The following is a 23751-nucleotide window of genomic DNA, read 5'->3' as shown; positions in this document are numbered from 1 at the left end:
CCGTCCGACAGGTGTGCGTCTTCCCACCCGTCTTCGGCCCCGGCGGTGCCCCGAATGCCCGCGATTACCGGCCGCGACCAGCGAAAACGCGTGCAGGGTGAGGGAATTGGGCCCCCTTGACGCCGACCGGGTGGCTTCTCTACCGTCTGCTCGCCCGATCGCCGGACTGATCGAAACTTTCGTGTCCGACGATGCGTAACGCCTCCGAGAGGGACCAGCGTTGACCACTTTCCGTACCCGTGTCCGCATCCACCTGCGCCGCCGTGTGACGCCCCTGCTGCTCTCCGGGGGACTGTGCCTGGCGGCGCTCACCGCGACGAGCCCGGCGTACGCCGGGCAGCAGGCGGGCACCGGCATCGTCGACTCCACCCGGCACGGCGGCAAGGCCGTCGCCCTGACGTTCGACGACGGCCCGAACCCCACCGACACCCCGCGGCTGCTGAAAGTGCTGCGCAAGCACCACGTCAAGGCGGTGTTCTGCCTGTGGGGCGACCACGTCAAGGAGCACCCCGAACTGGTGCGCGCGATCGTCGCGGGCGGCCACACGCTGTGCAACCACACGATGCGCCACGACGACATGGCGGCCTGGCCGGCCGACGACATCCGCGCGGACCTGAAGCGGACCAACGCCGAGATCCGCCGCGCCGCACCCGGTGCGCGCATTCCCTACTTCCGTGCTCCGTACGGAAGTTGGGGGCAGACCCCGCAGGTGGCGGCCGACCTGGGAATGCAGCCGCTGGGCTGGCGGCTGGCGATCGGGGACTGGGAGCCGCCGGGCACCGACGAGCTGGTCCGCCGCATCGAGGAGGGCCTCACCCCCGGGGCGGTGGTGCTGCTCCACGACGGTGGCGGCGACCGCAGCCAGACCGTCGAGGCCGTCGGCCGGATCGTTCCCGCGCTGCGGGCCGCCCACTGGCGCTTCGACAAGCCCGCCCGCAGAGCGTGAGACGGCTCCGAGCCGCTCCCCGCGCAGCCCCACACCTCTTCAGGAGATCCGTATGAGAGCACGATCCACAGGGTCCGGCGTCCGACGCGCGGGCCGCCATCTGGTGGCCGTACTCACCGGGGCCCTGCTCCTGGCCACGGCGCCGGCCACGTCCGCCGAACCCTCCGCAGAACCCTCTGTCCGGCAGGCGTCCCACCGGGCCGCCGGCGCCGCGTGGACCGGTACCTGGGCCACCACGCCCACGGAGGCCCCGGCCTCGGACACCACCGCGTTCGAGGACGAGACCGTCCGGCAGACCGTCCGCACCAGCATCGGCGGCGACCGGGTGCGGATCCGGCTGTCGAACGAGTTCGGCAGCCTGCCCCTGGTCATCGGTGAGGCGCGCGTCGCCCGCCGGGCCGCCGACGGGCCGGCCTCCCGCACCGACCCGCGCACCGACCGACCGCTCACCTTCGGCGGCCGTACCTCCGTGTCGATCCCCGCGGGCGCCCCCGCGCTCAGCGACCCGGTCTCCCTGCGGGTGCCCGCCGGCTCCGATCTGGTGGTGAGCATCCATCTGCCCGAGCGCACCCAAGGCTCGACGCTCCACGCGTTCGCCCTCCAGCACAACTACGTCGCCGCGGGAAACGTCACCGGGCGCAGCGACATCGAAACGACCGCCACCATCGACCGCTGGTACTTCCTGACCGGAGTGAGCGTGAGCACCGGCCGCTCCGAACGCCCCTCGGCCGTCGTCGCGTTCGGCGACTCCATCACCGACGGCGCCGAGACCGGCATGGACGCCAACCACCGCTGGCCCGACTTCCTGGCCGGGCGACTGAACGCCGCCTACGGTCCGCGTGCCGTGGGCGTGCTCAACCAGGGCATCAGTGGCAACCGCCTCCTGCACGATCCCAACCCCCCGGCCGGATCCGAGGCGGAGAACTTCGCGGCCTACTTCGGCCGGAGCGCCCTGCGCCGCTTCGACCGCGACGTCGCCTCCCAGCCCGGAGCCGAGCACCTCGTCGTGCTCCTCGGCGTGAACGACCTCGGCCATCCCGGAACGGTCGCCCCGGAGTCCGAGAGGGTCACCGCGGCCGACATCGTCGACGCCCACCGCCAGATCATCGCCCGCGCGCACGACCGCGGTCTCAAGGCGTACGGCGGCACGATCCTGCCCTTCAAGAACGACACTCTCGGCTTCTACAGTCCGCAGAACGAGGCCGCCCGGCAGGCCGTGAACCACTGGATCCGTACGAGCGGTGCGTACGACGCGGTGATCGACTTCGACAGGGCGCTGCGCGACCCGGCGGACCCGGAACGCCTCCTGGCGCGCTACGACAGCGGCGACCACCTGCACCCCAACGAGGCCGGAGCGGAGGCGATGGCCCGGGCCGTCCCCCTCCACCTGCTGCGCTGAGTCCTCGCGGGAGCCGTCGGCGAGCGGCGCCGGGACCCGGCCCTCAGGGCGTGACGACGGCGAAGTCGGGGTCGGGATCGTCCAGGAGGGAGAGGACGGTCACGAGCACACCGGGGTCGCCGGTGTGCTCGATCCCGTCGAGCCCGTTGCCGCCGAGGAGCTGCATGAGCTGTGGCTCGGTGAGGGTGAGAGCGAGATCCGCGCCGTCGCCGGGCTGTGAGGTGCGGGAGTGGATCAGGACACCGTTGTGCAGGGTCATGCGGTACGCCTCACCGAGGTCGGTGAACTGCCAGTGCACCGTGAAGGAGTGGTCCCACGCCTCGGGGCCGTTGACCCGGACGGCGAGGGAGTCGAAGAGCTGCTCGACGGACAGGGCGGTGGCCATGGTGCCGGCGGTGATGACGGTCGGTGTGATGCCGTGGCGCAGCTCGGCGGCTCCCGTGAGGTAGCAGTTGCGCCAGGTCGCGCACTCGGCGCCGTACGCGAGCTGCTCGTACGCCTGCGCCAGGAGGTCCTTGGCGTCGGTGCTGTCGGGGGCCGCGAACACGGCGTGCTTGAGCAGTTGGGCGGCGAAGCGCAGATCGCCCTCGGCGATGTACGCGCGCGCTTTGGTGAGGACCGCTTCGAGTCCGCCGATGCAGTCCACGTACCGCTGCGCGCTCTCGGTGGGCGGATGCTCCCAGAGCGATGAGGGATGCCCGTCGTACCAGCCCATGTACCGCTGGAAGATCGCCTTGATGTTGTGGTTGACGGAACCGTAGTAGCCGCGGGCGTGCCAGGCGCGTGCCAGCACCGGCGGGAGTTCGAGCACCTCGGCGATCTCGGTGCCGGTGTACCCCTGGTTGGCGAGGCGCAGCGTCTGGTCGTGCAGGTATCCGTACAGATCGCGCTGCTCGGCGAGGAAGGTCCGGAGGCGTTCCTTGCCCCAGGTGGGCCAGTGGTGGGAGGCGAAGAGCACGTCGGCGTCGTGCGCGAACAGCTCGCGGGCCTCGTTGAGATAGCGGGACCAGATGCGGGCGTCCCGTACGAGTGCACCGCGCAGCGTCAGGATGTTGTGGAGGTTGTGGGTCGCGTTCTCGGCCATGCACAGGGCGCGCCGCTCGGGGATGAGGAAGTTCATCTCCGAGGGTGCCTCGGTGCCCGGCGTCATCTGGAAGCGCAGGAGGACCCCGTCGAGGGTCAGCTCCTGGCCGGTGTGCCTGATCTCGATCGTGGGCGCGAGGAGTCCCGGCAGGCCGGTGGACGCGGTGAAGCCGAGGCCCATGCCGATCAGGCCCTCGGGGTCGCGGTCGAGGTTGGCGCCCGCGTAGTAGGCGCCGCGCCGCAGCATGGCCGTTCCGGCGTAGACGTTCTCCGCGACCGAACTCTCCATGAAGCCTTCGGGAGCCACGACGGGGACGTCCTCGCCGGCGCCGACGACGCCGTGGACGCCGCCGAAGTGGTCGAGGTGGGAGTGCGTGAACAGGACGGCGGTGACGGGCCGTTCACCGCGGTGTTCCCGGTAGAGGGCGAGTGCGGCGGCTGCCGTCTCCTCGGACACCAGCGGGTCCACGACGATCACACCGCGGTCGCCCTCGATGAGCGTCATGTTCGACAGGTCGAAACCGCGGACCTGGAACACCCCGTCGGTCACCTCGTAGAGGCCGGCGCGGGCGCACAGCTGGGACTGCCGCCACAGGCTGGAATTCGCCGTACCGGGGCAGTCGCCGTCCAGGAAGGCCGTGTCGTCGAAGCTCCAGACCACCCTGCCGTCCGCCGCGGTGATCGTCCCGGCCGCGGGGGGCGCGACCAGCCCTCGGTCGGCGTCCTCGAAGTCGGTCCGGTCCTCGAAGTCGGGGGTGACGTCGACACTGGTCACGCGGGCCTCCAGGGGTTGGCACTGTGTCCATCCTGGGGGCGCGGCAGTGGCCGTGCCGGGGGATGTGGGCCGTCCGGGTGCTCAGCGGTGCGGCGCCGTCGATGCCGCAGCCGTCACGGAGAGCGGTTCACGTCGCGGACCAGAGACGGCGGTAGAACGCGGTCCGGTACGGGTCGGGGGCGATTCCGTAGGCGTCGAGGAGGGTGTCCTCCCAGCCGGGCCCGTAATTGTGCTCGGTGTTCCAGGTGGCAACGGCCAGGTCCGCCCAGCGGTCGGCGACACCGAGGGCCCCCATGTCGACGTGAGCGGACCAGGTGCCGTCCTCGTGGAGCAGCGTGTTCGGTGCGCACGGGTCGCCGTGGCACACGACGAGGCGGTCGACGGGCGGGGGCACGGACAGGTCCGCGGGCACCTGGACGCCCACGCGGCGGGCGCGCGTCAGACGGTCCTCGACGGACCAGCCGAAGGGGCAGTCGGACACGGGCAGCCGCTCGTGCAGGGCCCGCAGCCCCGCACCCAGCGCGCGCACGGCTGTGCCGGGATCCGCCTTCCAGCGGGGAGCGACGGCGTTCTCGCCGGGAAGCCCGGCGGTGACGAGCCAGGCGCCGTCCCGGTCGGCTCCGTACTCGCGCACGCGGGGCACGGGCGTGAACCGGCGGGCCCACCGCAGACGCTCGGCCTCGGCCGTCAGGTCCAGTCCGGAGCCCGCCGGGGCCCACTTGGCGAAGAGCCGGCCGTCCCCGTCGCCGATACGGAAGGTCAGGCCGCCCAACTCGTTCTGCCACACGGGCAGCAGGGGCTGGTTTCCGGCCAGGCCGGCGATGCGCGCAGGTACCCGCACGGGGGAGGGCGGTGGTCCTGAGAAGGCCATGACCTCATGGTCTCCTCCACCGCGCGGCCCGGGCGAGTGGTTTTCCGGGAGCGGCGTCACCCGCGTGACCGTGGTTCCCTCACCCGTCCCGGGGCTGTGACCCGTCCGCGCTCCGGCCTCCGAGGAGGTGCTCCCTGCCCCAGGCGCCCAGGGGGCCGAGTGCCTCGTTCAGGGAGATGCCGAGCGGGGTGAGGCCGTAGGTGACACGGCGTACCGCTCCCTCGAGAGACTCCTCCCGGAAGACGATGCCGTCGGCCTGCAGCTCCCGCAGGTGCGAGGCGAGGACCTTGTCGGTGACGCCCGGTATGCCGCGTCCCAACTCACCGAACCGGCACGGCGCTTCGTCCAGCGCCCACAGGATGAGCACCTTCCACTTGCCGCCGACCACGTCGATCGCCGCGTCGATGCCGCACACGTACGTGTCCCGCCTGGTCATCCGCTCACCTTAAGGTAACCACCCACAAAAGAGTGCGTACTTGATCATGATTCGGGTGCATAGCAGCCTGATCGCCATGGACACCCACACCACTCCCCGGACCCCCGTCACCCTCCTCGGCCTCGGCGACATGGGCACCGCGCTCGCCCGTGCCTGGCTCGACGCGGGACACCCGCTGACCGTTTGGAACCGCACGCCGGAGAAGGCCGGACGACTGGCGGGCGAGGGTGCGCGGGTGGCGTCGACCCCGGCCGGGGCGGTCGCGTCGGCAACCGGCCCCGTCGTCCTCTGCCTGCTGGACGATGCCTCGGTCGAAGAGGCACTGGACGGCGTCGACCTGACCGGCAAGGACGTGGTCAACCTGACCACGAGCACCCCCGCCGATGCCCGGCGACGTGCCCGCTGGGCCGGGGAGCGGGGCGCCCGTTTCCTGGACGGCGGGATCATGGCCGTACCCCCGATGATCGGCCGGCCGGAGACCGGCGGCTACATCCTCTACAGCGGCGACCGTGCACTGTTCGAACGCCACAGGGGGGCCCTGGAGGTTCCCGCCGGTGTGAAGTTCGTCGGTGAGGACCCCGGTCACGCGGCGCTGCACGACATCGCCCTGCTCAGCGCGATGACCGGCATGCTCGCGGGCATCACCCACGCCTTCGCCCTGGTGGGCGCCGAGAAGGACCTCGACCGGGCCGGATTCGCGGCCCTGCTCGCGGACTGGCTGGGCGCCATGTCCGGCACGACCCACGAGATGGCCGCCCAGCTGGAGAGCGGCCACTACACGGAGGGCGTCACCTCCAACCTCGCCATGATGACGGCGGGCAACGACGCGCTCCTGGCCACGGCGGAGGGCCAGTCGGTCGATCCCCGGCTGCTCACCCCGTACATGGAGCTGATGCGCCGACGGGTGGCCCAGGGGCACGGGGACGAAGGGCTGGCGGGGATGGTCGGCCTGCTGAGGGGTGAGTGAGGGTTCACGCGCCCCTCGCGGCGTCGCGTCGGATGTGAGCGCGTTCCTCCACGCAAGGCATTCCGAAAGAATTCGAAACTTTCGGAAATGAAGATCTTTGATTCCGGGTCGTCAATTACGTCCTGCGCGGCCTTCGTGGAATCGATGGGCGCCATAGCGCCTATGAGCAGGCAATATGATCGCCATACATACTCCTCGGTCGATCGACTGTTTCGTAACTCGTGCCGAAACTATTGACAGTTGACGGGGTCAGATCAACACTGAGCGCCGTCGGCAGACCTCAGTCGCTGCCGATCCGGGTCCACCACGACCCGTCACCGGGGCCGGGCAGCCGAACACACAACGAGCGGCCCGGTGTTCGGCCGGGCTGCGCGGCGCCGACGCGCACGCGCCGTCGTCGCCCGTTCACCGGCACCTTCGCGATACGTGTCGCGGTGTCCGGCCCCAACGGCCTTACGAGGACGAGGAGGAAGTACGCACATGAACGACGCACCCGCACATGCGACGAGCCGTGCAAGCGGCCGCACCAGATCATTCGGCCGCACCAGGTCATTCGGCCGCTTCAGGCTTTTCATCCGCAGTGCCTTCGCCGTGGCGATGGCCTGCGTGGCCGCAATCGCGCTGCCCGGCACCGCCAGTGCCGACACGGTCATCAACTCGAATCAGACCGGAACGAACAACGGTTACTACTACTCGTTCTGGACGGACAGTGCCGGTACGGTCTCGATGAACCTGGGATCCGGCGGCACCTACGGCACCTCGTGGAGCAACACCGGGAACTTCGTGGCCGGCAAGGGCTGGAGCACCGGCGGGCGCCGCAGCGTGACCTACTCGGGCACCTTCAACCCGTCCGGCAACGCGTACCTGACGCTCTACGGCTGGTCGACGAACCCGCTCGTCGAGTACTACATCGTCGACAACTGGGGCACCTACCGGCCCACGGGAACGTTCAAGGGCACGGTCTCCAGCGACGGCGGAACGTACGACATCTACGAGACGACGCGGACCAACGCCCCCTCCATCGAAGGCACCAAGACGTTCAAGCAGTTCTGGAGCGTCAGGCAGGCGAAGAGGACCGGTGGAACCATCACCACGGGTAACCACTTCGACGCCTGGGCCCAGAAGGGGATGAACCTGGGCACCTTCAACTACATGATCATGGCCACCGAGGGCTACCAGAGCAGCGGGAACTCCAACATCACGCTGGGCAGCTCCTCCGGTGGTGGCGGCGGTGGCGGCGGTGGTGGCTGCACAGCCACCCTGTCCGCAGGCGACAAGTGGAGCGACCGGTACAACCTCAACGTCGCGGTCTCCGGCTCCAGCAACTGGACCGTGACGATGAACGTCCCGTCCCCCCAGAAGGTCCTCTCCACCTGGAACACGACCGCCAGTTACCCGAGCGCCCAGGTGCTGACGGCCAAATCCAACGGCAGCGGCAACAACTTCGGGGTCACCCTCCAGGCCAACGGATCCTGGACCTGGCCGTCGGTCTCCTGCAGCGCAGGCTGACCTGACGCGGAGCACGCCCGTAGCGCACCGGGCGGGGCGGCGGCACCCGGCCGCCGCCCCGATCGGCGCAGGTTTACGGCGACCCGGCAGACTGCCGGCATGCGCACGGCCGTGGTGGTGACGACGGTGCTCTTCGTGCTCAGTTTCGGCCTCCGCGGTCAGCGGCGAACGCGCACCGCGGCGAAGTAGCGGCGCTCACTCCTGGGAGGCCGCGATCCGGTCGAGGACATCCGTGTAGAGCGACCGTCTGTCGGGACGGGCGTGGTCGGCGGCACGCCGGAGAGCGGGGACCGCCGAGATGCCCATCGCGAGGAGCCCCTCGGCCGCGGCCCTACGGACCACCGGGTGTGCGTGTGCGAGCAGGCCGGTCACGGCAGGGGCAGCGGGCGTCCAGGAGGCGTGGCAGAGGGCGCGGACGGCGGCCCGGACGACGTCGTGCCGGGGGTCGTCGAGCAGGACCTCGGTGTGCCGGAGGTAGGTCTGGCGGTCCAGCATCGCCCGCGAGGCCCGGTGGGCGTGCAGACGGACCTTCGTCCTGGGGTGGCGCAGCAACTCAAGCACGAGGTCCCGCAATTCGGGATCCTCGGCCGTGTCCGTGTCCGGGCGCGGGTACGTCTCGGCGAGCCGGGTGAGTGCCCGGCGTACGCGGTCCGGATCGCCGGTACGGGCCTGGTCCAGCAACTCCTGCCGGGACGGACACTGTCGGGCCCCGGTGGGCGCGGCATGCGGCGCGCGAACGCGGAGCGCCTCCAGTGCGGCCGCGTCCTGTCGGGCTGCGTCGGGTCCGCGCAGCGGGCCCTCGACGAGACGCATCCTGTCCGCGAGGTCGTCACGTCCCTCGGCGCGCAGCCGTCGGCAGACGGTGACCAGTGCGGATGTGCGCAGCAACGGACGGCCGACGAGCAGGTCGAGGTACCCCCAGGCCCCGCGGTCCAGGCGGCTGCCGAGGTGCTCCGCCAGGACATCGGCCGGGACACTGAGCAGCGCCTGTCCCGTCGCGGCCGTCGTTCGGCCGTCCTCCCATTGTTCGAGCAGCAGCGGCACCAGCGGATCGAGTTCCTCCGGGTCGAGTCGCAGGGCCGCGAGAGCAACCTGGTCGCGCAGGACGCCGTCGGCGCGGAGTTCCCTCTCGCCGAGGGCGCTGAGCATGCGGGCCAGGTCGTCCCCGACGGGTATGTCGACGTGGCCGCGGAGAAACGCCCGCAGCACGGGAAGCCGGGCCTCGGGCTCGGGCCACTTCAGGAGTGCCAGTGCCGCGGTCGTTCTGCGATCGGGCGCGGATCCTCGCAGCATGACCAACAGGCGCTCGCGAAGTGCGGTCGAACGGGGCTGGTCGAGATCGTCTGCGCTGACCTTCCGTGCCGCCGGCGCGGGCAGGTGAGCGGTCTCGGCGATGTTCCACGGGGGTGCGTCGAGGGGCTGGAGGCCTTCCATCCGGTCGACGAGGGCGGCGCGGACCTCCGGGCCGGCCGAGGGGTGGACCTCGATCAGTGCCTTCAGGCGGTCCGCGGAGAGGACCCTGGAGGTGTCCGTACGGAGGAACTCCTCCAGGGCGCCCGGTGTGCGCACCGCGTCCTCCAGCGCGGCCCGCCACACTGCGGCCTCGGCGGGCCCGGAGTCCGTGGTGGGCTCCGGGACCGCGAATGCCTCCCGCAGTACGGCGGCCTCGGCGAGCCAGGGGTCGGCACCGAGCCGGGCCGCGGCGAGTGCCTGATCGAGATCGGCGCGGACCAGCACGGCGTCGAGGCGGCGCAGCAGAGCCAGCGCGGACCGGCCTCCCCCAGGGACGGGAGGCCGGGCGCGTACGGCGTCGGCGACGGCCGCCTTTTTGACCGGCGAGAGGGTGGGTGCGATCGCCTCGAATACGGCGAAGAGGTCGTGCAGGCCCTCGTCCGAGGCCTCGGCGAGCACATCGGTCAGGAGCGGGGCGAACCGGGCGAGGGCCGTCAGCTCCTCCGCCGCCCACGGTGCGGGGCACAGCCGCAGCGTGAACCGCACCACCCGGTCCCGGGCTGCGGGTTCGGAGCCGGCGAGCCGGAGCCAGTCCGCCAGCATGGGCCGCAGTCCGCGTACCCGGTCGGGGTGCGGGTGCTCGTCCCTCACGGCCACGCGCAACGCGAGCGACGGATCCCAGCCCTCCCTCAGCAGCCATGTGACGTCGGGATCCGGCCCGGTGCCCTCGTCCGCTGCCGGCCGGCGTGCGGCGGGCGCGGTGATGCCGTGCTCGGCCGACGACGCCGAGAGGTCCGCGACCGTCCCGGAGGCGAGACGGACCGCACCGCCCGCGACCAGAGCGAGCAGGGTCGGCACGACTGGCGATGCCTGGTCGTTCAGCGCGAGTACCGAACGGACCGGCAGTGTGCCGTCGAGTCCTTCCAGCAGCAGTTCGCGGGCGCGGGCGCTGTCGCTCCGCTCGGCGGCGGCCAGCAGGGTCGCGGCGTACGCCTCTCCGAGCACTGCACGCAGCGCCTCGACGAGTGCGGTGCGCAGCCCGGGGTTGTCGCTGTGCCCGAGGCGGAGGAGCAGGGCGGGTACGGCCGTCGGTGTGCCGACCTCGGCCAGGACCGCGGCCGCTGTCTTCTTGATGTTCATGTTCGGGTGGTCGAGGCACGCCGCGATCGCGCTACCGGCCCAGCGGGCTCCCGCGTGGCCGAGGGCGAGGAGTGCCTGCCGGACGGTCCGGACGTCCTGGGAGGTGGTCAGCGCGATCAGGGTCGCCGACAGCGTCTGCGCGTCGTCCCCCTGCGCGTCGCGGGCGAGCAGCGCGATCACGTGCTTGCGTACGTGGCCGTCGCGGTGCCGCAGCATGCGGTGCAGCCGTGCGCGGGTGCGCGTGCCGGGGGCTCGGAGCAGCAGTTCGAGCAGGATCGTCCGCTCACCGGAGGACAGTCCCGGCCGGTCCAGCAGATTCAGCGCTGTCGTCGCGACGAGCGCGTGCCCGGCCGTGTGCGCGTCCGCCGCGTCGAGCAGGCAGGAGGGCCTGATCCGTCCCCGTTCGTGGAGGCGGCGGCCCAGGGCGTGGACGGCGTCCAGTACCTCCTGGGGTACGGCGGGTTCACCGGCCGTGTGCCCGCTGTCGGGCCCCGGGTCGGTGGCACCCGATTCCCAGGCCGCCGCCAGGTCGCCCACGATGCGCGCAAGCAGGTCCTCGATGACCGGCAGGGTGCCGGCGCCGCCGTGGGCCGCCAGTCTGCACAGCGCCGCCACCGGCTTGCCGGGGTCCAGGTGGGAGCTGAGGAGCGCCAGTTCCTGCTCGTCCGGCCCGCCGAGGTCGCGGGCGATGCGGGGCGGCAGGTCGGCGGGATCGAGGCGGACGAGGAGGGCACGCCGCTGTGCCGGATCTCCGGTGAGATGCCACAGGAGCTCCAGGGCGCGGTTTCGCGCGGCCCGCAGATGGGGCGCGATCACCCCCTTGCTCCCGGGTGCGTCCGTGCCCGCGAGGCCGAGTCCCTTCCTCAGCACCAGAACCGTCCGGTGTCCGCCGATGGCTTCCAGGGTCTCCAAGGCCGCGGCGGGTGCCGACGGGAGCAGCGCGAGCACGGCCTCCTCGGCGTCCGCATGGCGAAGTTCGCGGATCGCGGCCAGGAACGGCCCCGGCGCGGTGACGCGCGGCAGCAACCGTGTGATCGCCTCCCCGACCGGGAGCTCCTTCGCGCCCTGCCCGGCCAGGGCTACCAGCAGGTCGAGCCGGCGCGGCCAGCCGGGATCGTCCACGGGCGCGTCCATCAGTGCCCGGAACACCACCTGCCGACAGGTGAAGAGGACCGACGCGACCTCCCCGGGCGGAATCGAGTGGTCCGCGAGCGCAAGGCCGACCACGGACGGGGCGTGCGGGTCGCCCGCGAAGTGCCCCCGCCGGTGCAGCCCGCGCAGGCAGGTCACCGCGGGCCCGGCGAAGAGCAGGGGGTCCTGTGCGGCGATGGCTGTCAGTTCGCCGATGTCCTCGCGGTCCGCCAGGTCACCGAGCAGTTCCATCCCTCTCCGGCGCAGGACCGGCGGCAGTTCCGGATCGCCGACGACCTGCCGCAGCAGGCCGGCGTGCCCGTGGCGGGCGGCGGCCACGAGGGCCGCGTCGGCATTTTCGGGTCTCTGGCCCGCCGGACCGGCGGCAAGGAAGGGGGACAGGTGTCCCGGCGGGACCGGGTCCATCGTCGCCCAGGGGCGGGCGAGTTCCTCCAGGGCGGCGATGACGACCGCGCCGCCGCCGGCGAGCAGGCCGACGAGGACCTCGCGGACCCGGGCGGGGGCCAGCAGGCCCGCGTGAAGTCCCTGCCGGGCCAGTCGGAGGGTCTCGGTCCGCAACACCGGGTCGCCGGTGTCCGCCAGTTCGTCCAGGAGGGGCGCGAGCCGGTGCGCGCCGGTGGCACTCGCCTCCCGTACCGCCTGGTAGAGCAGTTCACCGGCAGGTTCCCTCCGGATGACCGTGGGGTCGTTGAGGAGTTCGGCGCGCAGCCAGGCGATCCGCACGCGCACCGGTAGCTCGGCCGTGCGCCACGAAGGCCAGGGGCGGTCCTTCCGGAGCGGCCCGAGCCGCTCGTAGAGCCCGGCCATGACGAGTGCCGTCTCCGGCGGCCCGGTCACCGACACCGGCAGGAGCGCGGCGAGTTCGGCCGTCTCGGGACGTGCGACGGGCGGGCCCGAGGTGACTCGCTCGGCAAGAAGGACCAGCCCCAGGTACCGCATTCGGGGATCCCCGTGCCGGATCAGACGCCCGAGGACGGCCGGTGGGCAGACCTGCGCGTCGAGGTGTCCGGACAGCAGGCCGACGTCGGCCCGGCGTACGGCATCGTGGAAGAGCGGGTCCGGCATCGTCACCATCGGATGCTAGCCAGGGCGATCCCGGCTCCACCAGCGGGATTTCGGGAGCTACCGGGTCGCCGGGGCGGACAGGTTCGCGAGCTGGTGGTGGACGGCGGCGGCGGTGCGGGCTTCGTCGTCGGTGGCGAGGAGATCGAGCAGCGCGCCGCGGAGCACGGCCAGGACCAGGGTGCGGCGGGTGACGCCGTCCTCGCTGTGGCGTTCGGATTCGGGCTGGCAGGCCGCCAGGACGTCGAGCCAGTCGTTCACGGTGGTGCGGGCGAAGCCGGCCCACGCGCCCTCGGGCTCGACGAGTGACCGTGCGTACGCCTCGGCCCACAACCGCAGCAGCGGACGGTGTTCCCGGGCGGCGAGCCAGGACCAGATCCGCCCCGCCGCGGGAGCCAGGCCGATGGGCCGGTCGGCATCGCCGAGCTGCTCCAGAGCCGTCAGCTCGTCCACGCGCGCCCGCGCCAGCAACGCCCTGACCAGGCCGTCCTTGTTGCCGAACAGGAACATCAGGACGCGGGGGCTGGAGCCGACAGCCGCAGCGAGCGGGCGCAGGGAGAGGTCGGAGAGACCGTGCGCGAGCGCGTACCGGTAGGCGGCTTCCAGCAGCTCGACCTGCCGGGCGGAGGGAACTGTCGCTTCCTGGGGCATGGAGGTAGCCTAACGTTACTGAAACAGTTGTGTCAGTAGCCCGGGTGCCGCCCGGTGGCCAGGAGAGGAAAACCCATGTCGCAGCGGGACCACCAGCCGCACGTCGTCGTACGCCGCGCCGACCGCCCCGGAGATCTGGGCTGGGTGGTGATGACCCACGGTGAGGTCTACGACCAGCAGTTCGGCTGGACCACCGATTTCGAGGCCCTGGTCGCCAAGATCGTCGCCGACTACGGCACCGGCCACGACCCGGCGAGGGAGGCCGCGTGGATCGCCGAGGTCGACGGTGAGCGCGCGGGCTGCGTCTTCCTCGTCGCCGGCGACGAACCCGGGGTCGCCAAGCTGCGCATCCTCCTGGTCACCAGGAAGGCCAGGGGCCTCGGCCTCGGTACCCGACTCGTCCAGGAGTGCCTCTCCTTCGCGCGGGGAGCCGGCTACCGGCAGGTGACCCTGTGGACCAACGACGTCCTGGTGGCCGCGCGGAAGATCTACCAAGGCCTCGGCTTCACCCTCACCGACGAGGAACCCCACCACAGCTTCGGCCACGACCTCGTCGGCCAGAACTGGACCCTCGACCTGGCCGCGGGCCGGGCGGCCCGCTGAACCGACGGCGGACCGGTGCCGACCTGGCGCGACCGGCCGTCATCGACGGGCTTCCGCCTCCGCGTAGCGGCTGGTGGGGCGCGGCAGGCCCAGGTGGCCGCGCAGGGTCGTGGCGTCGTACGCCGTACGGAACACGCCGCGCCGCTGCAGCTCCGGGACCAGGCCGCGCGTGATCGCGGTGAGGTCGTGCGGCAGCGTGCCGGGCCGCAGCCGGAAGCCGTCGAGGCCGGCGGTACGCCAATCGAGCAGCAGGTCGGCAAGTTCGCCGGGTGTGCCGGTGAAGATCTCGGCGTCGGAGGCGAGTTCGGCGCCGGCCAGTTCGTCCAGGCGGGCCTTGCGGCGTGCGGCCGCGCCCGGCTCCCCGTCCAGGAAGACCAGGAGCTCCGCGAACCTCCGCAGGGGCCGGTCCCGGATGTCCCTGCCGGTGCGCTCCACCGCCTCGTCGACCTGCGCGAGGACCGCCGCGGTGCCCGCACGGTCGTGCGGGGTGATGTGGACCAGGTCGGAGCCGAGCGCCGCGAACTCGTAGGGGGTGGAGGCGTGCGCGAGGCTCACCACCACGGGTTGCCCCTGCGGGGTCCGCGGTGTGATCGAGGGGCCCTTCACGCTGAACCGCGTTCCCCGGAAGTCGATGTGGTGCACCTTGTCGCGGTCGATGAAGCGGCCGGTGGCCGCGTCCCGTATCTCCGCGTCGTCCTCCCAGCTGTCCCACAGCTGCCGTGCGGCCTCCACCACCTCGGCACCCTCCGCGAAGAGTTCACGCAGTCGCGCGGCGATCAGCTCGGGGTCGCGTACGTCGTCGTCGGTGAGCTGAGGTGTGCTGCGGCGGCCGAAGTGGGAGGCGTCGGCGGCGCGCGAGGATATCTGCGGACGCCAGCCGGCGCGGCCCTTGCTCGCGTGGTCGAGCGTGGCGATGCCGATGGCGAGGTGGAACGGTTCGGTGTGCGTGACGTTAGTCGTCGGGACCAGGCCGATGCGCCGGGTGAGGGGGGCCAGGTGGGCGGCGAGCAGCACCGCGTCCACGCTGCCCCTGACCTGGTCGGTGCGGTCGTCCGGCAGGTGGAAGGCCGCGGTCTGCAGTCCGAGGGCGTCCTCGAAGGTGACGAAGTCGAGCAGGCCGCGCTCGGCCTCGGCGACCAGGCCGGCCCAGTACGCGGCCGTGAGCAGCTCACCGGGCCGGGCGTCCGCCGCCCGCCAGGCGGCCGGGTGCCACCCCGCGCCGTCGAGGGCGACGGCGAGGTGGAGCGGGGTGCTGCCGGTCGTGCCGGTCACGAGGCCTCCTTCTCGTTGTCCACGGGCCGTTCGGTGCGGTCGGGGGCGCTCAGGCCCAGGTGGTCCCGGAGCGTCGTCCCCGCGTAGTCCTCGCGGAACACGCCCTTCTCCTGGAGCAGCGGCACCACCCGGTCCACCAGGTCGTCGAGCCCGCCGGGGGTCAGATGGGGGACGAGGACGAATCCGTCGGCGCCCTCGGTCTGGACGAAGTGGTCGATGGCGTCGGCGACGGTCTGCGGGCTGCCGACGAACGTCTGCCGGCCGCCGACCTCGATGACCAGTTCGCGGATGCTCAGGTTCCGTTCCTCGGCGAGCTTCCGCCACCGCCGGGCCGTCTCGGCGCGGCCCTTGCGGAACACCGAGTGCCCCTTCAGGAAATGGGCGTCGTCCTCGGGCTCGATGCCGGGCAGCGGCCCGTCCGGGTCGTACCCCGACAGGTCGCGGCCCCAGACCGCCTCCAGGTGGGTGATCGCGGTCTGCGGGCTCACCAGGTCGCGGGCGACCTCGGCGGCGTACGCGACGGCCTCCTCGTCGGTGTCGGCGACGACGGCATTGGCGGTGGGCATGATCTTCAGTTCGTCCGGGGTCCGCCCGTACCGGGCCAGGCGCCGCTTCACATCCCGGTAGAAGTCGCGGGCCGCATCGAGCTGGTTGTGCTTGCTGAAGATCACGTCCGCGTCGGACGCGGCGAACTCACGGCCCGCGTCGGACTCGCCCGACTGGATGATCACGGGGTGTCCCTGCGGGCCGGGCGGTGTCGTGAACCGGCCGGAGATGTCGAAGTGTTCCCCGTGATGGGCGAACCGGCCCGCCCCGGGCCGTACGAACTCTCCCGCAGCCGTGTCGGCACGAAGGTCCCCGTCCGCCCAGCTGTTCCACAACTCGCGTGTGGTGGCCAGGAATTCGGCTGCCCGGGTGTAGCGGTCCGCCTCGTCGAGGAAGCCGCCGCGGCGGAAGTTCTCGCCGGTGAAGGCGTCGTAACTGGTGCCGACGTTCCAGGCCGACCGCCCGCCGCTGAGGTGGTCGAGCGTCGCGAGCCGGCGCGCCACCTCGTACGGTTCGTTGAAGGTGGCGTTGACGGTCGCGGCGAGGCCGAGGTGCGTGGTGACGGCGGCCAGTGCGCTGAGCACGGTCAGGTTCTCCGGGCGCCCCGCGATGTCCAGGTCGTAGATCTGCCCCTTGTGCTCGCGCAGCCGCAGCCCCTCGGCGAGGAAGAAGAAGTCGAACTTGCCGCGTTCGACGGTCTGCGCGAGCCGGATGAAGGAGTCGACGGAGATCTGGCTCCCGGACCGGGGGTTCGACCAGACGGTCACGTTGTGGATGCCGGGCAGCTGCGCGGCGAGGTGCACCTGCTTCTTTCCGGTGACGGGCACGGTGCGGTCTCCTCCTGTGAAGGTCCGGCTGTGGGTGGGGCCCTCCGGGCGTGCACGGGCCGGTGGCGGCGTGCGCGGGTCAACGGGCCTGACTTCATGTGCTGTTCACGCGTGTCGGGAGTGCCGAGGACGCCGACTCCGTGGCGCTCGGGCCGGATGGGACCGGGCTCGGCGGATCAGCTCGGGTCCGGGCCGACGTCCTGGGACACCTGGCGCCTGGCGGGGAAGCCGGCGCCGCGTGCGCGGAGGACGACCGCGATCACCGGCAGCAGGAGCAGCAGGACGGTCCAGGGGAAGGATTCGCTGCCGACCGCGTCGAGCAGGATGCCGCCGATGATGCCGCCGCCCGCCATGGCGACGTTCCAGAGGGTGACGAGCATGGCCTGGGCGGCGTCGGCGGATTCGCCGCCCGCGTCGCCGACCGCGGTCTGCAGCAGGGTGGGCACCCCGCCCCAGCCCAGGCCCCACAGGACGGCCGCGACGTACACGAGGGCGGTCGTGTCGGAGGCGACGGCCAGGAGTGCGGCGGCGACGGCGACCAGCAGGGCGCCGGCGATCGTGAGGCCGCGCAGCCGGTGCTGGATCTGCGCGCCGACGATCCAGATGCTCGCCAGCGACGCGGCGCCGAAGACGAGGAGGACCAGGCCCGTGCTGTCGTCCAGGCCCAGGTCGTCGAGGAACGCGGCGATGTACGCGTACAGGACGGTGTGGGCCAGCACGAAGACGAGCGTGACGAACAGGACCGGGGTCACGCCGGGGATGCGCAGGGTCCGCAGCATCTTCGGCCGCTCGCCGCCTTCCTGCCCCGGGTAGTCCGGCACGGCCGCGAAGATCCACAGCAGGAGCACCACCGTGAGGACCGTCATCGAGAGGAACGCCACGCGCCAGCCGAGTACTTCGCCGAGAAAGGTTCCGGCGGGTACGCCGATGGAGAGCGCGACGGGAATGCCCGCCATGGCGACGGCGATCGCCCTGCCCTGCAGATGCACGGGCGCGAGACGCCGCGCGTAGCCGGCGAGCAGGGCCCAGGCCAGACCGGCCGCGACACCCGCGACGAACCGGGCCACCATCGTCAGCTCGTAGACGGACGACACCGCTGTGACGGTGTTGGCCAGGGCGAATCCGGCCATGGCGGTGAGCAGCAGCCCCTTGCGCCGCCGGGCGGCGGTGGCCGCGGTCAGCGGGATCGCGGTCAGGGCGGTGCCGATCGCGTAGATCGTCACGGTCTGGCCGGTCGCGGACTCGCTCACCCGGAGGTCGTCGCTCATCGCGGTGAGCAGGCCCGCGGGGAGCGTCTCGGTGAGGCAGGTGATGAAGACGGCGGTGGCGAGGGCGAGCAGGGCAAGGAGCGGGAGCTTCTGCTGCTCCTGGGTGCCGCTCCTCGTTTCCGGTGCCGCGGCGGAATCGGCCGCGGTGTCGGGCACGGTGCTCATGTGGTGGACTCCGGATCTTCTGGGGGGAATCGGGGAATCTGGGGACGTGGTGCTCCGGGTCACGGTGGGCCGAGGCCGCCGTCGACGGGGAGCCGGGCGCCCGTCGTGAACGTCGCCTCCGTGGCCAGGAAGAGTGCGGCGCGGGCCACCTCCTCGGCGGCGCCGAGACGGCCCATCGGCGGCAGGGGCGCGGCGCCGGCGCCCGGCGCCGCGATACAGCCCGGGGCCACCGCGTTGACGCGGATGCCGCGGGGGACGAGCTCGGCGGCGAGCGCCGTGACGGCGATGGGGGACGGGGCCGGGGCGGTGAGCACGATCGCGCCGCCGTCACCGAGGTACCGCAGCAGCGGCAGCACGGTGGGTACCGCGTCGGCGAAGAGCAGATCGATGGCACCGTCGGGGCCGAGACCGGCCTCGACGGCGTCCGGCGCCAGGACGCGGGCGGCGGAGCCGAGTTCGGAGCCCGCGTGGACGCGGTCCTGGGCGGTGGGAGCGGTCAGCAGGACCGTCGCACCGCCTTCCACGAGGCGCTTGGCGATGGCCAGGCCGATGCCGGTGTCCTCACCGACGACCAGAGCTTTCCTGTTCGCGTACTTGGTCACGGCTGCCGCTCCCTCCGGGGCTGTCGTCTCCTGCCGGTGCGTGGCGCCGCCCGGTGGTCACGACTGTGCGCCGCGGCGCTTCGGGGAACCTTCGGAAGCGCTGACGGTCCGGCCGGCGAACCGCCCCGGGCGCGGGATCCCGGCGGCTCCGGGACGCGCGCCCCCGGACATGTACGGTGACGCGTATGCGGTTTGGGGTGCTCGGACCACTGGTGGTGTGGGACGACGAGGGACAGGAAGTCAAGGTTCCCGAGGTCAAGGTCCGGGCGCTGCTCGCGGATCTGCTCGCGCGCGACGGAGGCCCCGTCTCCGCGGACCGCCTCATCCACGATCTCTGGGGCGAGAGGCCGCCGGGCAAGCCCACGGGTGCGCTGCAGGCCAAGGTCTCCCAGCTGCGCCGGGTCATCGGACGGGACCGGGTGGTGCGGCAGCCGCCGGGCTACCGCCTGCGGCTCGACGACGGTCCCGAGGAGGTGGACGCCGCACGGTTCCGCGCCCTCGTGACCCGGGCCCGCCCGCTGCGGGACCCGCGCGCCCGTGCCGCACTGCTCACCGAGGCCCTGCAGCTGTGGCGGGGCCAGGCGTACGCGGACTTCGCGGACGAGGAGTTCGTACGGGGGGCGACGCAACGCCTCGCGGAGCAGCGGCTGACCGTGCTGGAGGAGCAGGCGGAGGCCCGCCTGGAGGCCGGCGACCACATGCTCCTGGGCGGGGAGCTCGCCGACCTCGTGTCGCAGTACCCGCTGAGGGAGCGGCTGCGCGCCGTACAGGTGCGGGCGCTGTACGCGGCCGGCCGCCAGAGCGAGGCCCTCGCCTCGTACGACGACCTGAGGGCCCGGCTCGCCGGGGAGCTGGGGGTCGACCCGAGCCCCGAGCTCGGCGCACTGCGCCAGGCGGTGCTCCGGCAGGACCCGGTGCTGATGCCGGGGCCGACGGCAGTGGGCACCGCCGATGTCGTCCCCGCGGGGGCGGACCTGCCCACGGCGGGCGCGCACGCCCACTCGAACCTTCCCGCCCCCCTCACCCCCCTGATCGGACGCCGCCGATCCCTCGCCCACCTGTCCCAGCTCCTCGGACAGGCCAGGCTGGTGACCCTCACCGGTCCCGGTGGCGTCGGCAAGACGCGCCTGGCGGTGGCGGTCGCCACCGCCGAACGGGACAGCGCGCAGGCCGGTGAACTCCCCGACGGGATCTGGCTCGTCGAGTTCGCCGGCGTCCGTGCCGGCACGCCCGCCGACCTCGCCCAGGTCGTCGCCGCAACCCTCGGCATCCGGGACGACGCCCCCTCCGCCCTGCCGGGCACCGGCACCGGCACCCCCTCCCCGCCGCACCGCCTGGCCGCCGCCCTCCGGGACCGCCGCACCCTGCTCGTCCTGGACAACTGCGAGCACGTCGTCGACGCCGCCGCCGAACTCGCCGAGCTCCTGCTGCGCACCGCCCCCGGCCTGCGCGTCCTGGCCACCGGCCAGGAGCCGCTCGGTCTGGCGGGCGAGGCGGTGTTCCTGGTCAAGCCTCTCCCGACCGCGGACGCCGTCCAGTTGTTCATGGAACGCGCCGCCGCTTCCGCGCCCGGCTTCCCGCGCGAACCGGACGCGTCGGAACGCGACGCCGTCGCCGCGATCTGCAGCCGCCTCGACGGCATCCCGCTCGCCCTCGAACTCGCCGCCACCCGCGTACACGTTCTGGGCGTAAGGGAACTGGCGGCCCGTCTGAGCGACCGGTTCCGGGTCCTGACCTCCGGGCAGCGCGGCGCCCCCGCGCGTCAGCAGACCCTGCGGGCGGTGATCGACTGGAGCTGGGAACTGCTCAGCGCGCCCGAGCGCATCGTCCTGCGCCGCCTCGCCGTGCACAGCGACGGCTGCGACCTGGACGCCGCCGAAGCGGTGTGCGCGGGCGACGGCGTGGACCGGGACGACGTGCTCGACCTCGTCACGCGGCTCGTCGACCGGTCCCTCGTCGTCGTGGTGGACGGGCCCACCGGGCCCCGCTACCGGCTCATGGAGTCGGTCGCCGCGTACGCGACGGAGCGGCTGCACGAGATGGAGGACCTCGCCGCCGTACGCGACCGCCATCTGCGCCACCACCTCGCGCTCGCCGAACGCGCCGAACCCCGGCTGCGAGGCGCGGGGCAGCGGTCCTGGCTGGCCCGTCTGGACGCCGAGGCCGGCAATCTGCGCGTGGCGCTCGACGAGGCGGTGCGCCGCGCCGGCGCGGGCGCGCCGGACGAGGCGGTGCGGCTCGCCACCGCACTGGCCTGGTGGTGGCTCCTGCGCGGCCGCCTCACCGAAGCCCGCCGCAGCCTGCGGTCCGTCCTGGCCGCGGTTCCCGAGCCGACCGCGGCCACCCCCGGGGGCCCTGAACTCACGCTCCTGCACACCGCGTTCGCGCTCCTCACCGGTGACCACGCGGCCGCCACCCGCTCAGGCGGCGCCGCTGCCACCGACGCCATCCCGGACCCCGTGCGTCGCGCCCGTGCGCTGTGGCTGTGTGCGTACGGCCTGTTCAGCGCGGGTGGCACGGCCGACGGCGACGAGCTGAACACCCGCGCCCTCACCCTGTTCACCGATGCGGGCGACCAGTGGGGCACCGCGGCCGCGCTCGGCCTGCGGGCGACACTCGCGCTGGTCCGCGGCGACCTCACCGGGCTCGGCCGCGACGGGCTGCGCAGTGCCACGATCTTCCGTGAACTGGGCGACCGGTGGGGCGAGTTGCAGACCGTCTCGCCCCTCTCCGCGCTCGCCGAGATCAAGGGCGAGTACGAGGACGCGGCGCGCCGCCAGCGCGATGGGCTCCGGATGGCACGGGAGCTGGGCCTGGAGGCGGAGGTCTCGGCGCGGCTCTCGGGTCTCGGCCGGCTGGCCCTGCTCGCCCACGACTGGGAACGGGCCCGCGACCTGCACGAACAGGCTCGCCGTATCGCCGCCGAACAGGGCTACAAGTACGGCGAGATCCACTCCGGGATGGGCCTGGCCCTCGGCGCGCGCCGCTCCGGCGAGCTCGATGCCGCCGAGGCGCACCTGCTGCACCTGCGTGACGGCTACGCCGATGTGTCGTCCGAGGCGGGCGACCACCTGGTCCTCGCGGAGCTCGGGTTCGTCGCCGAGCTCCGGGGCGACGCGCGCCGGGCCGCGGTCCACCACCTGCGCGGCCTGGACACCGCCCGTTCCCTCGCCGAGCCACGCGCTCTCGCCCTCTCCCTGGAGGGGCTGGCCGGTGCGGCCGCCCTGCACGGCGAGGAGTCCGCCGACTGCTCGGCCGTACTCCTCGGCGCCGCGGCGGCGGCCCGCCGCCGCGCGGGAGCGCCGCTCCCACCCGCCGAACGCGCCGACGTCGACCGCATCACGTCCTCGGCGCAAGCCGCCCTGGGCGCCTTCGCCTTCACGGAGTCGTTCGACCACGGCGCCCGGCTGGGCGTCGAGGAGGCGGTGCTCCACGTCCGGGATGTTCTCGACCGGATCGCGGGATCACCGAGTACGTGTCCGTGACGGACGCCCCCGTCAGGCCGTCCTCCACCGCGCGGAACTAGCGCACGCCCTCCCGGTGCGGCCGTGATCCGCCTCTGCGTGCGACCTTCATGCCTCCCGGCGCATCGTTCCCGTCCCGAACCGGCGGCCGTGCCGGCCAACGTCGGGTCGGAAAACCCGGGTTGACGGCCCGTACGGCCGGAATTCCGACGACCCTACGGCCTCTTCCGCGCAGGTGACCCCGCCGATGCGCGAGGAACTGCCGGCGGCCGTCCCGCGAACGCCCGGCGGCCAGAAGGTTCCTCGCGATGTATTGACGCCCCGGCGGATTGCTCTTAACGTCCGTGAGCGCTTGTTCGTAAATTTTATCGAAACTTTCGAAAAAGCCGACCGGAATGAGAGTCCTCCGATGAGATACCTCCGCTTCGCCACCGCTGCCCTCGCCACGGCAGCCCTCGCGCTGCCCCTGGCGGCGAGCACGGCCACGGCCGACCCGTCCTCCGGCCACCGGGACGCGCATCACTCCCACGGCAAGTCCGACACGCTGCGCAGGGCCGCTCCCGACGGGTTCTTCGTGGGCACCGCCGTGGCCGGCGGCGGCCACCACCTCGAGCAGGACTACCCGGACCCCTTCACCTCGGACAAGAAGTACCGCAAGACCATGGGGCAGCAGTTCAGTTCGCTCTCCCCCGAGAACCAGATGAAGTGGGAGTACATCCACCCCGAGCAGAACCGCTACAACTTCGCGATGGCCGACGCCATCGTCGACTTCGCCGACCGCAACAACCAGGTCGTGCGCGGGCACACGCTCCTGTGGCACAGCCAGAACCCGGCATGGCTGGAGGAGGGCGACTTCTCCGACAAGGAGCTGCGCTCCATCCTGCGCAAGCACATCACCACCGTCGTCGGCCGCTACGCGGGCCGGATCCAGCAGTGGGACGTGGCGAACGAGATCTTCGACGGCGAGGGCAAGCTGCGCACCGAGGAGAACATCTGGATCCGCGAGCTCGGTCCGGGCATCATCGCCGACGCCTTCCGGTGGGCGCACGAGGCCGACCCCAAGGCGAAGCTCTTCTTCAACGACTACGGCGTCGAGGACGTCAACGCCAAGAGCGACGCGTACTACGCACTCGTCAAGGACCTGCTCAAGCAGCGGGTGCCCGTGGACGGCTTCTCCTCGCAGGCGCACCTGAGCACGCGCTACGGCTTCCCGGGCGGCCTCGAGGAGAGCCTGCGCCGGTTCGACGAGCTCGGCCTCGAAACGGCCATCACCGAGCTGGACGTGCGCATGGACCTGCCGGAGAGCGGCGAGCCCACCGAGGCGCAGCTGCAGCAGCAGGCCGACTACTACCAGCGGGCCCTGTCGGCGTGCCTGGCCGTGAAGGACTGCAACTCCTTCACGATCTGGGGCTTCACCGACAAGTACTCCTGGGTCCCGGTGTTCTTCGCGGGAGAGGGCTCCGCGACGGTCATGACGGGCGACCTCGCCCCCAAGCCCGCCTTCTTCGCCCTGCAGTCCACCTTGAAGGAGGCGCGGAAGCGCTGAGCGCTCCCGACGCCG

General features: G+C 72.4%; 16 protein-coding genes. 7 read left to right on the top strand and 9 right to left on the bottom strand.

Going from position 1 to position 23751, the window contains the following annotated elements:
• The first annotated feature begins 220 nt into the window (after nucleotides 1–220).
• Nucleotides 221–946 (top strand): polysaccharide deacetylase family protein, encoded by a 726-nt coding sequence (locus ACFW9O_RS06905; RefSeq protein WP_384605968.1) that lies wholly within the window; start codon nucleotides 221–223, stop codon nucleotides 944–946.
• 52 nt (nucleotides 947–998) lie between these two features.
• A complete protein-coding gene (locus ACFW9O_RS06900) occupies nucleotides 999–2345 on the top strand; it encodes an SGNH/GDSL hydrolase family protein (protein ID WP_384605965.1) in 1347 nt (448 codons plus the stop codon).
• 43 nt (nucleotides 2346–2388) lie between these two features.
• Here the strand turns inward: ACFW9O_RS06900 and ACFW9O_RS06895 are convergent, their stop codons facing one another.
• The 3 genes from ACFW9O_RS06895 to ACFW9O_RS06885 all read right to left on the bottom strand — a co-directional run bounded on the left by ACFW9O_RS06895 (nucleotide 2389) and on the right by ACFW9O_RS06885 (nucleotide 5510).
• On the bottom strand, nucleotides 2389–4203 hold the full coding sequence (locus ACFW9O_RS06895) for an alkyl/aryl-sulfatase (protein ID WP_384605962.1): 1815 nt from the start codon (nucleotides 4201–4203) through the stop codon (nucleotides 2389–2391).
• Between the two features lie 127 nt (nucleotides 4204–4330).
• Nucleotides 4331–5074 carry an aminoglycoside 3'-phosphotransferase gene (locus ACFW9O_RS06890; protein WP_384605959.1) on the bottom strand — a complete coding sequence of 248 codons (744 nt, stop codon included), beginning with the start codon at nucleotides 5072–5074 and terminating at the stop codon, nucleotides 4331–4333.
• Nucleotides 5075–5153: 79 nt separating this feature from the next.
• Nucleotides 5154–5510 carry a winged helix-turn-helix transcriptional regulator gene (locus tag ACFW9O_RS06885; RefSeq protein WP_384605956.1) on the bottom strand — a complete coding sequence of 119 codons (357 nt, stop codon included), beginning with the start codon at nucleotides 5508–5510 and terminating at the stop codon, nucleotides 5154–5156.
• 46 nt (nucleotides 5511–5556) lie between these two features.
• On the opposite strand from ACFW9O_RS06885, the gene ACFW9O_RS06880 reads away from it, so the two are divergent.
• A complete protein-coding gene (locus ACFW9O_RS06880) occupies nucleotides 5557–6477 on the top strand; it encodes an NAD(P)-dependent oxidoreductase (protein ID WP_384605954.1) in 921 nt (306 codons plus the stop codon).
• A gap of 597 nt (nucleotides 6478–7074) precedes the next feature.
• The gene (locus ACFW9O_RS06875; RefSeq protein WP_384606620.1) at nucleotides 7075–7986 is read left to right on the top strand and encodes a glycoside hydrolase family 11 protein; all 912 of its coding nucleotides are present in this window, start codon (nucleotides 7075–7077) and stop codon (nucleotides 7984–7986) included.
• Nucleotides 7987–8181: 195 nt separating this feature from the next.
• On the opposite strand, the gene ACFW9O_RS06870 is transcribed toward ACFW9O_RS06875, so the two are convergent.
• Both ACFW9O_RS06870 and ACFW9O_RS06865 read right to left on the bottom strand, forming a co-directional pair.
• Nucleotides 8182–12804, bottom strand: coding sequence for a HEAT repeat domain-containing protein (locus ACFW9O_RS06870; protein ID WP_384605951.1), 4623 nt, complete (start codon nucleotides 12802–12804; stop codon nucleotides 8182–8184).
• A 48-nt stretch (nucleotides 12805–12852) separates the two neighbouring features.
• Complete coding sequence (locus ACFW9O_RS06865; protein WP_384605950.1) at nucleotides 12853–13443, bottom strand: TetR family transcriptional regulator; 591 nt, start codon at nucleotides 13441–13443, stop codon at nucleotides 12853–12855.
• A 75-nt stretch (nucleotides 13444–13518) separates the two neighbouring features.
• Between ACFW9O_RS06865 and ACFW9O_RS06860 the strand changes: the two genes are divergently transcribed.
• On the top strand, nucleotides 13519–14046 hold the full coding sequence (locus ACFW9O_RS06860) for a GNAT family N-acetyltransferase (protein WP_384605947.1): 528 nt from the start codon (nucleotides 13519–13521) through the stop codon (nucleotides 14044–14046).
• A 39-nt stretch (nucleotides 14047–14085) separates the two neighbouring features.
• On the opposite strand, the gene ACFW9O_RS06855 is transcribed toward ACFW9O_RS06860, so the two are convergent.
• The 4 genes from ACFW9O_RS06855 to ACFW9O_RS06840 all read right to left on the bottom strand — a co-directional run bounded on the left by ACFW9O_RS06855 (nucleotide 14086) and on the right by ACFW9O_RS06840 (nucleotide 18726).
• Complete coding sequence (locus ACFW9O_RS06855) at nucleotides 14086–15318, bottom strand: LLM class flavin-dependent oxidoreductase (RefSeq protein WP_384605945.1); 1233 nt, start codon at nucleotides 15316–15318, stop codon at nucleotides 14086–14088.
• Nucleotides 15315–16691 (bottom strand): NtaA/DmoA family FMN-dependent monooxygenase, encoded by a 1377-nt coding sequence (locus ACFW9O_RS06850; protein ID WP_384605941.1) that lies wholly within the window; start codon nucleotides 16689–16691, stop codon nucleotides 15315–15317. Before ACFW9O_RS06850 ends, ACFW9O_RS06855 begins: the two co-directional genes overlap by 4 nt.
• Nucleotides 16692–16867: 176 nt before the next feature.
• Entirely contained in the window at nucleotides 16868–18124 is a 1257-nt protein-coding gene (locus ACFW9O_RS06845) for an MFS transporter (RefSeq protein ID WP_384605938.1), read from the bottom strand.
• A 59-nt stretch (nucleotides 18125–18183) separates the two neighbouring features.
• On the bottom strand, nucleotides 18184–18726 hold the full coding sequence (locus ACFW9O_RS06840; protein ID WP_384605935.1) for an SDR family oxidoreductase: 543 nt from the start codon (nucleotides 18724–18726) through the stop codon (nucleotides 18184–18186).
• 185 nt (nucleotides 18727–18911) lie between these two features.
• On the opposite strand from ACFW9O_RS06840, the gene ACFW9O_RS06835 reads away from it, so the two are divergent.
• A complete protein-coding gene (locus tag ACFW9O_RS06835; protein ID WP_384605933.1) occupies nucleotides 18912–22211 on the top strand; it encodes a BTAD domain-containing putative transcriptional regulator in 3300 nt (1099 codons plus the stop codon).
• A 388-nt stretch (nucleotides 22212–22599) separates the two neighbouring features.
• A complete protein-coding gene (locus ACFW9O_RS06830) occupies nucleotides 22600–23736 on the top strand; it encodes an endo-1,4-beta-xylanase (RefSeq protein ID WP_384605930.1) in 1137 nt (378 codons plus the stop codon).
• Nucleotides 23737–23751 lie beyond the last annotated feature (15 nt).

It is taken from the genome of Streptomyces sp. NPDC059499, from assembly GCF_042749285.1.
In the GTDB taxonomy this organism is placed as follows: Bacteria; Actinomycetota; Actinomycetes; order Streptomycetales; family Streptomycetaceae; genus Streptomyces.
This window is presented reverse-complemented; position numbering and strand designations above follow the sequence as displayed.

Excerpts from the sequence above, each read along its gene's own strand:
- ACFW9O_RS06885 (WP_384605956.1), bottom strand. The coding sequence starts at position 5,510 with ATGACCAGGCGGGACACGTACGTGTGCGGCATCGACGCGGCGATCGAC.
- ACFW9O_RS06830 (WP_384605930.1), top strand. The coding sequence starts at position 22,600 with ATGAGATACCTCCGCTTCGCCACCGCTGCCCTCGCCACGGCAGCCCTC.
- ACFW9O_RS06865 (WP_384605950.1), bottom strand. The coding sequence starts at position 13,443 with ATGCCCCAGGAAGCGACAGTTCCCTCCGCCCGGCAGGTCGAGCTGCTG.
- ACFW9O_RS06845 (WP_384605938.1), bottom strand. The coding sequence starts at position 18,124 with ATGAGCACCGTGCCCGACACCGCGGCCGATTCCGCCGCGGCACCGGAA.
- ACFW9O_RS06900 (WP_384605965.1), top strand. The coding sequence starts at position 999 with ATGAGAGCACGATCCACAGGGTCCGGCGTCCGACGCGCGGGCCGCCAT.
- ACFW9O_RS06870 (WP_384605951.1), bottom strand. The coding sequence starts at position 12,804 with ATGGTGACGATGCCGGACCCGCTCTTCCACGATGCCGTACGCCGGGCC.
- ACFW9O_RS06875 (WP_384606620.1), top strand. The coding sequence starts at position 7,075 with ATGGCCTGCGTGGCCGCAATCGCGCTGCCCGGCACCGCCAGTGCCGAC.
- ACFW9O_RS06890 (WP_384605959.1), bottom strand. The coding sequence starts at position 5,074 with ATGGCCTTCTCAGGACCACCGCCCTCCCCCGTGCGGGTACCTGCGCGC.
- ACFW9O_RS06880 (WP_384605954.1), top strand. The coding sequence starts at position 5,557 with ATGATTCGGGTGCATAGCAGCCTGATCGCCATGGACACCCACACCACT.
- ACFW9O_RS06860 (WP_384605947.1), top strand. The coding sequence starts at position 13,519 with ATGTCGCAGCGGGACCACCAGCCGCACGTCGTCGTACGCCGCGCCGAC.
- ACFW9O_RS06835 (WP_384605933.1), top strand. The coding sequence starts at position 18,912 with ATGCGGTTTGGGGTGCTCGGACCACTGGTGGTGTGGGACGACGAGGGA.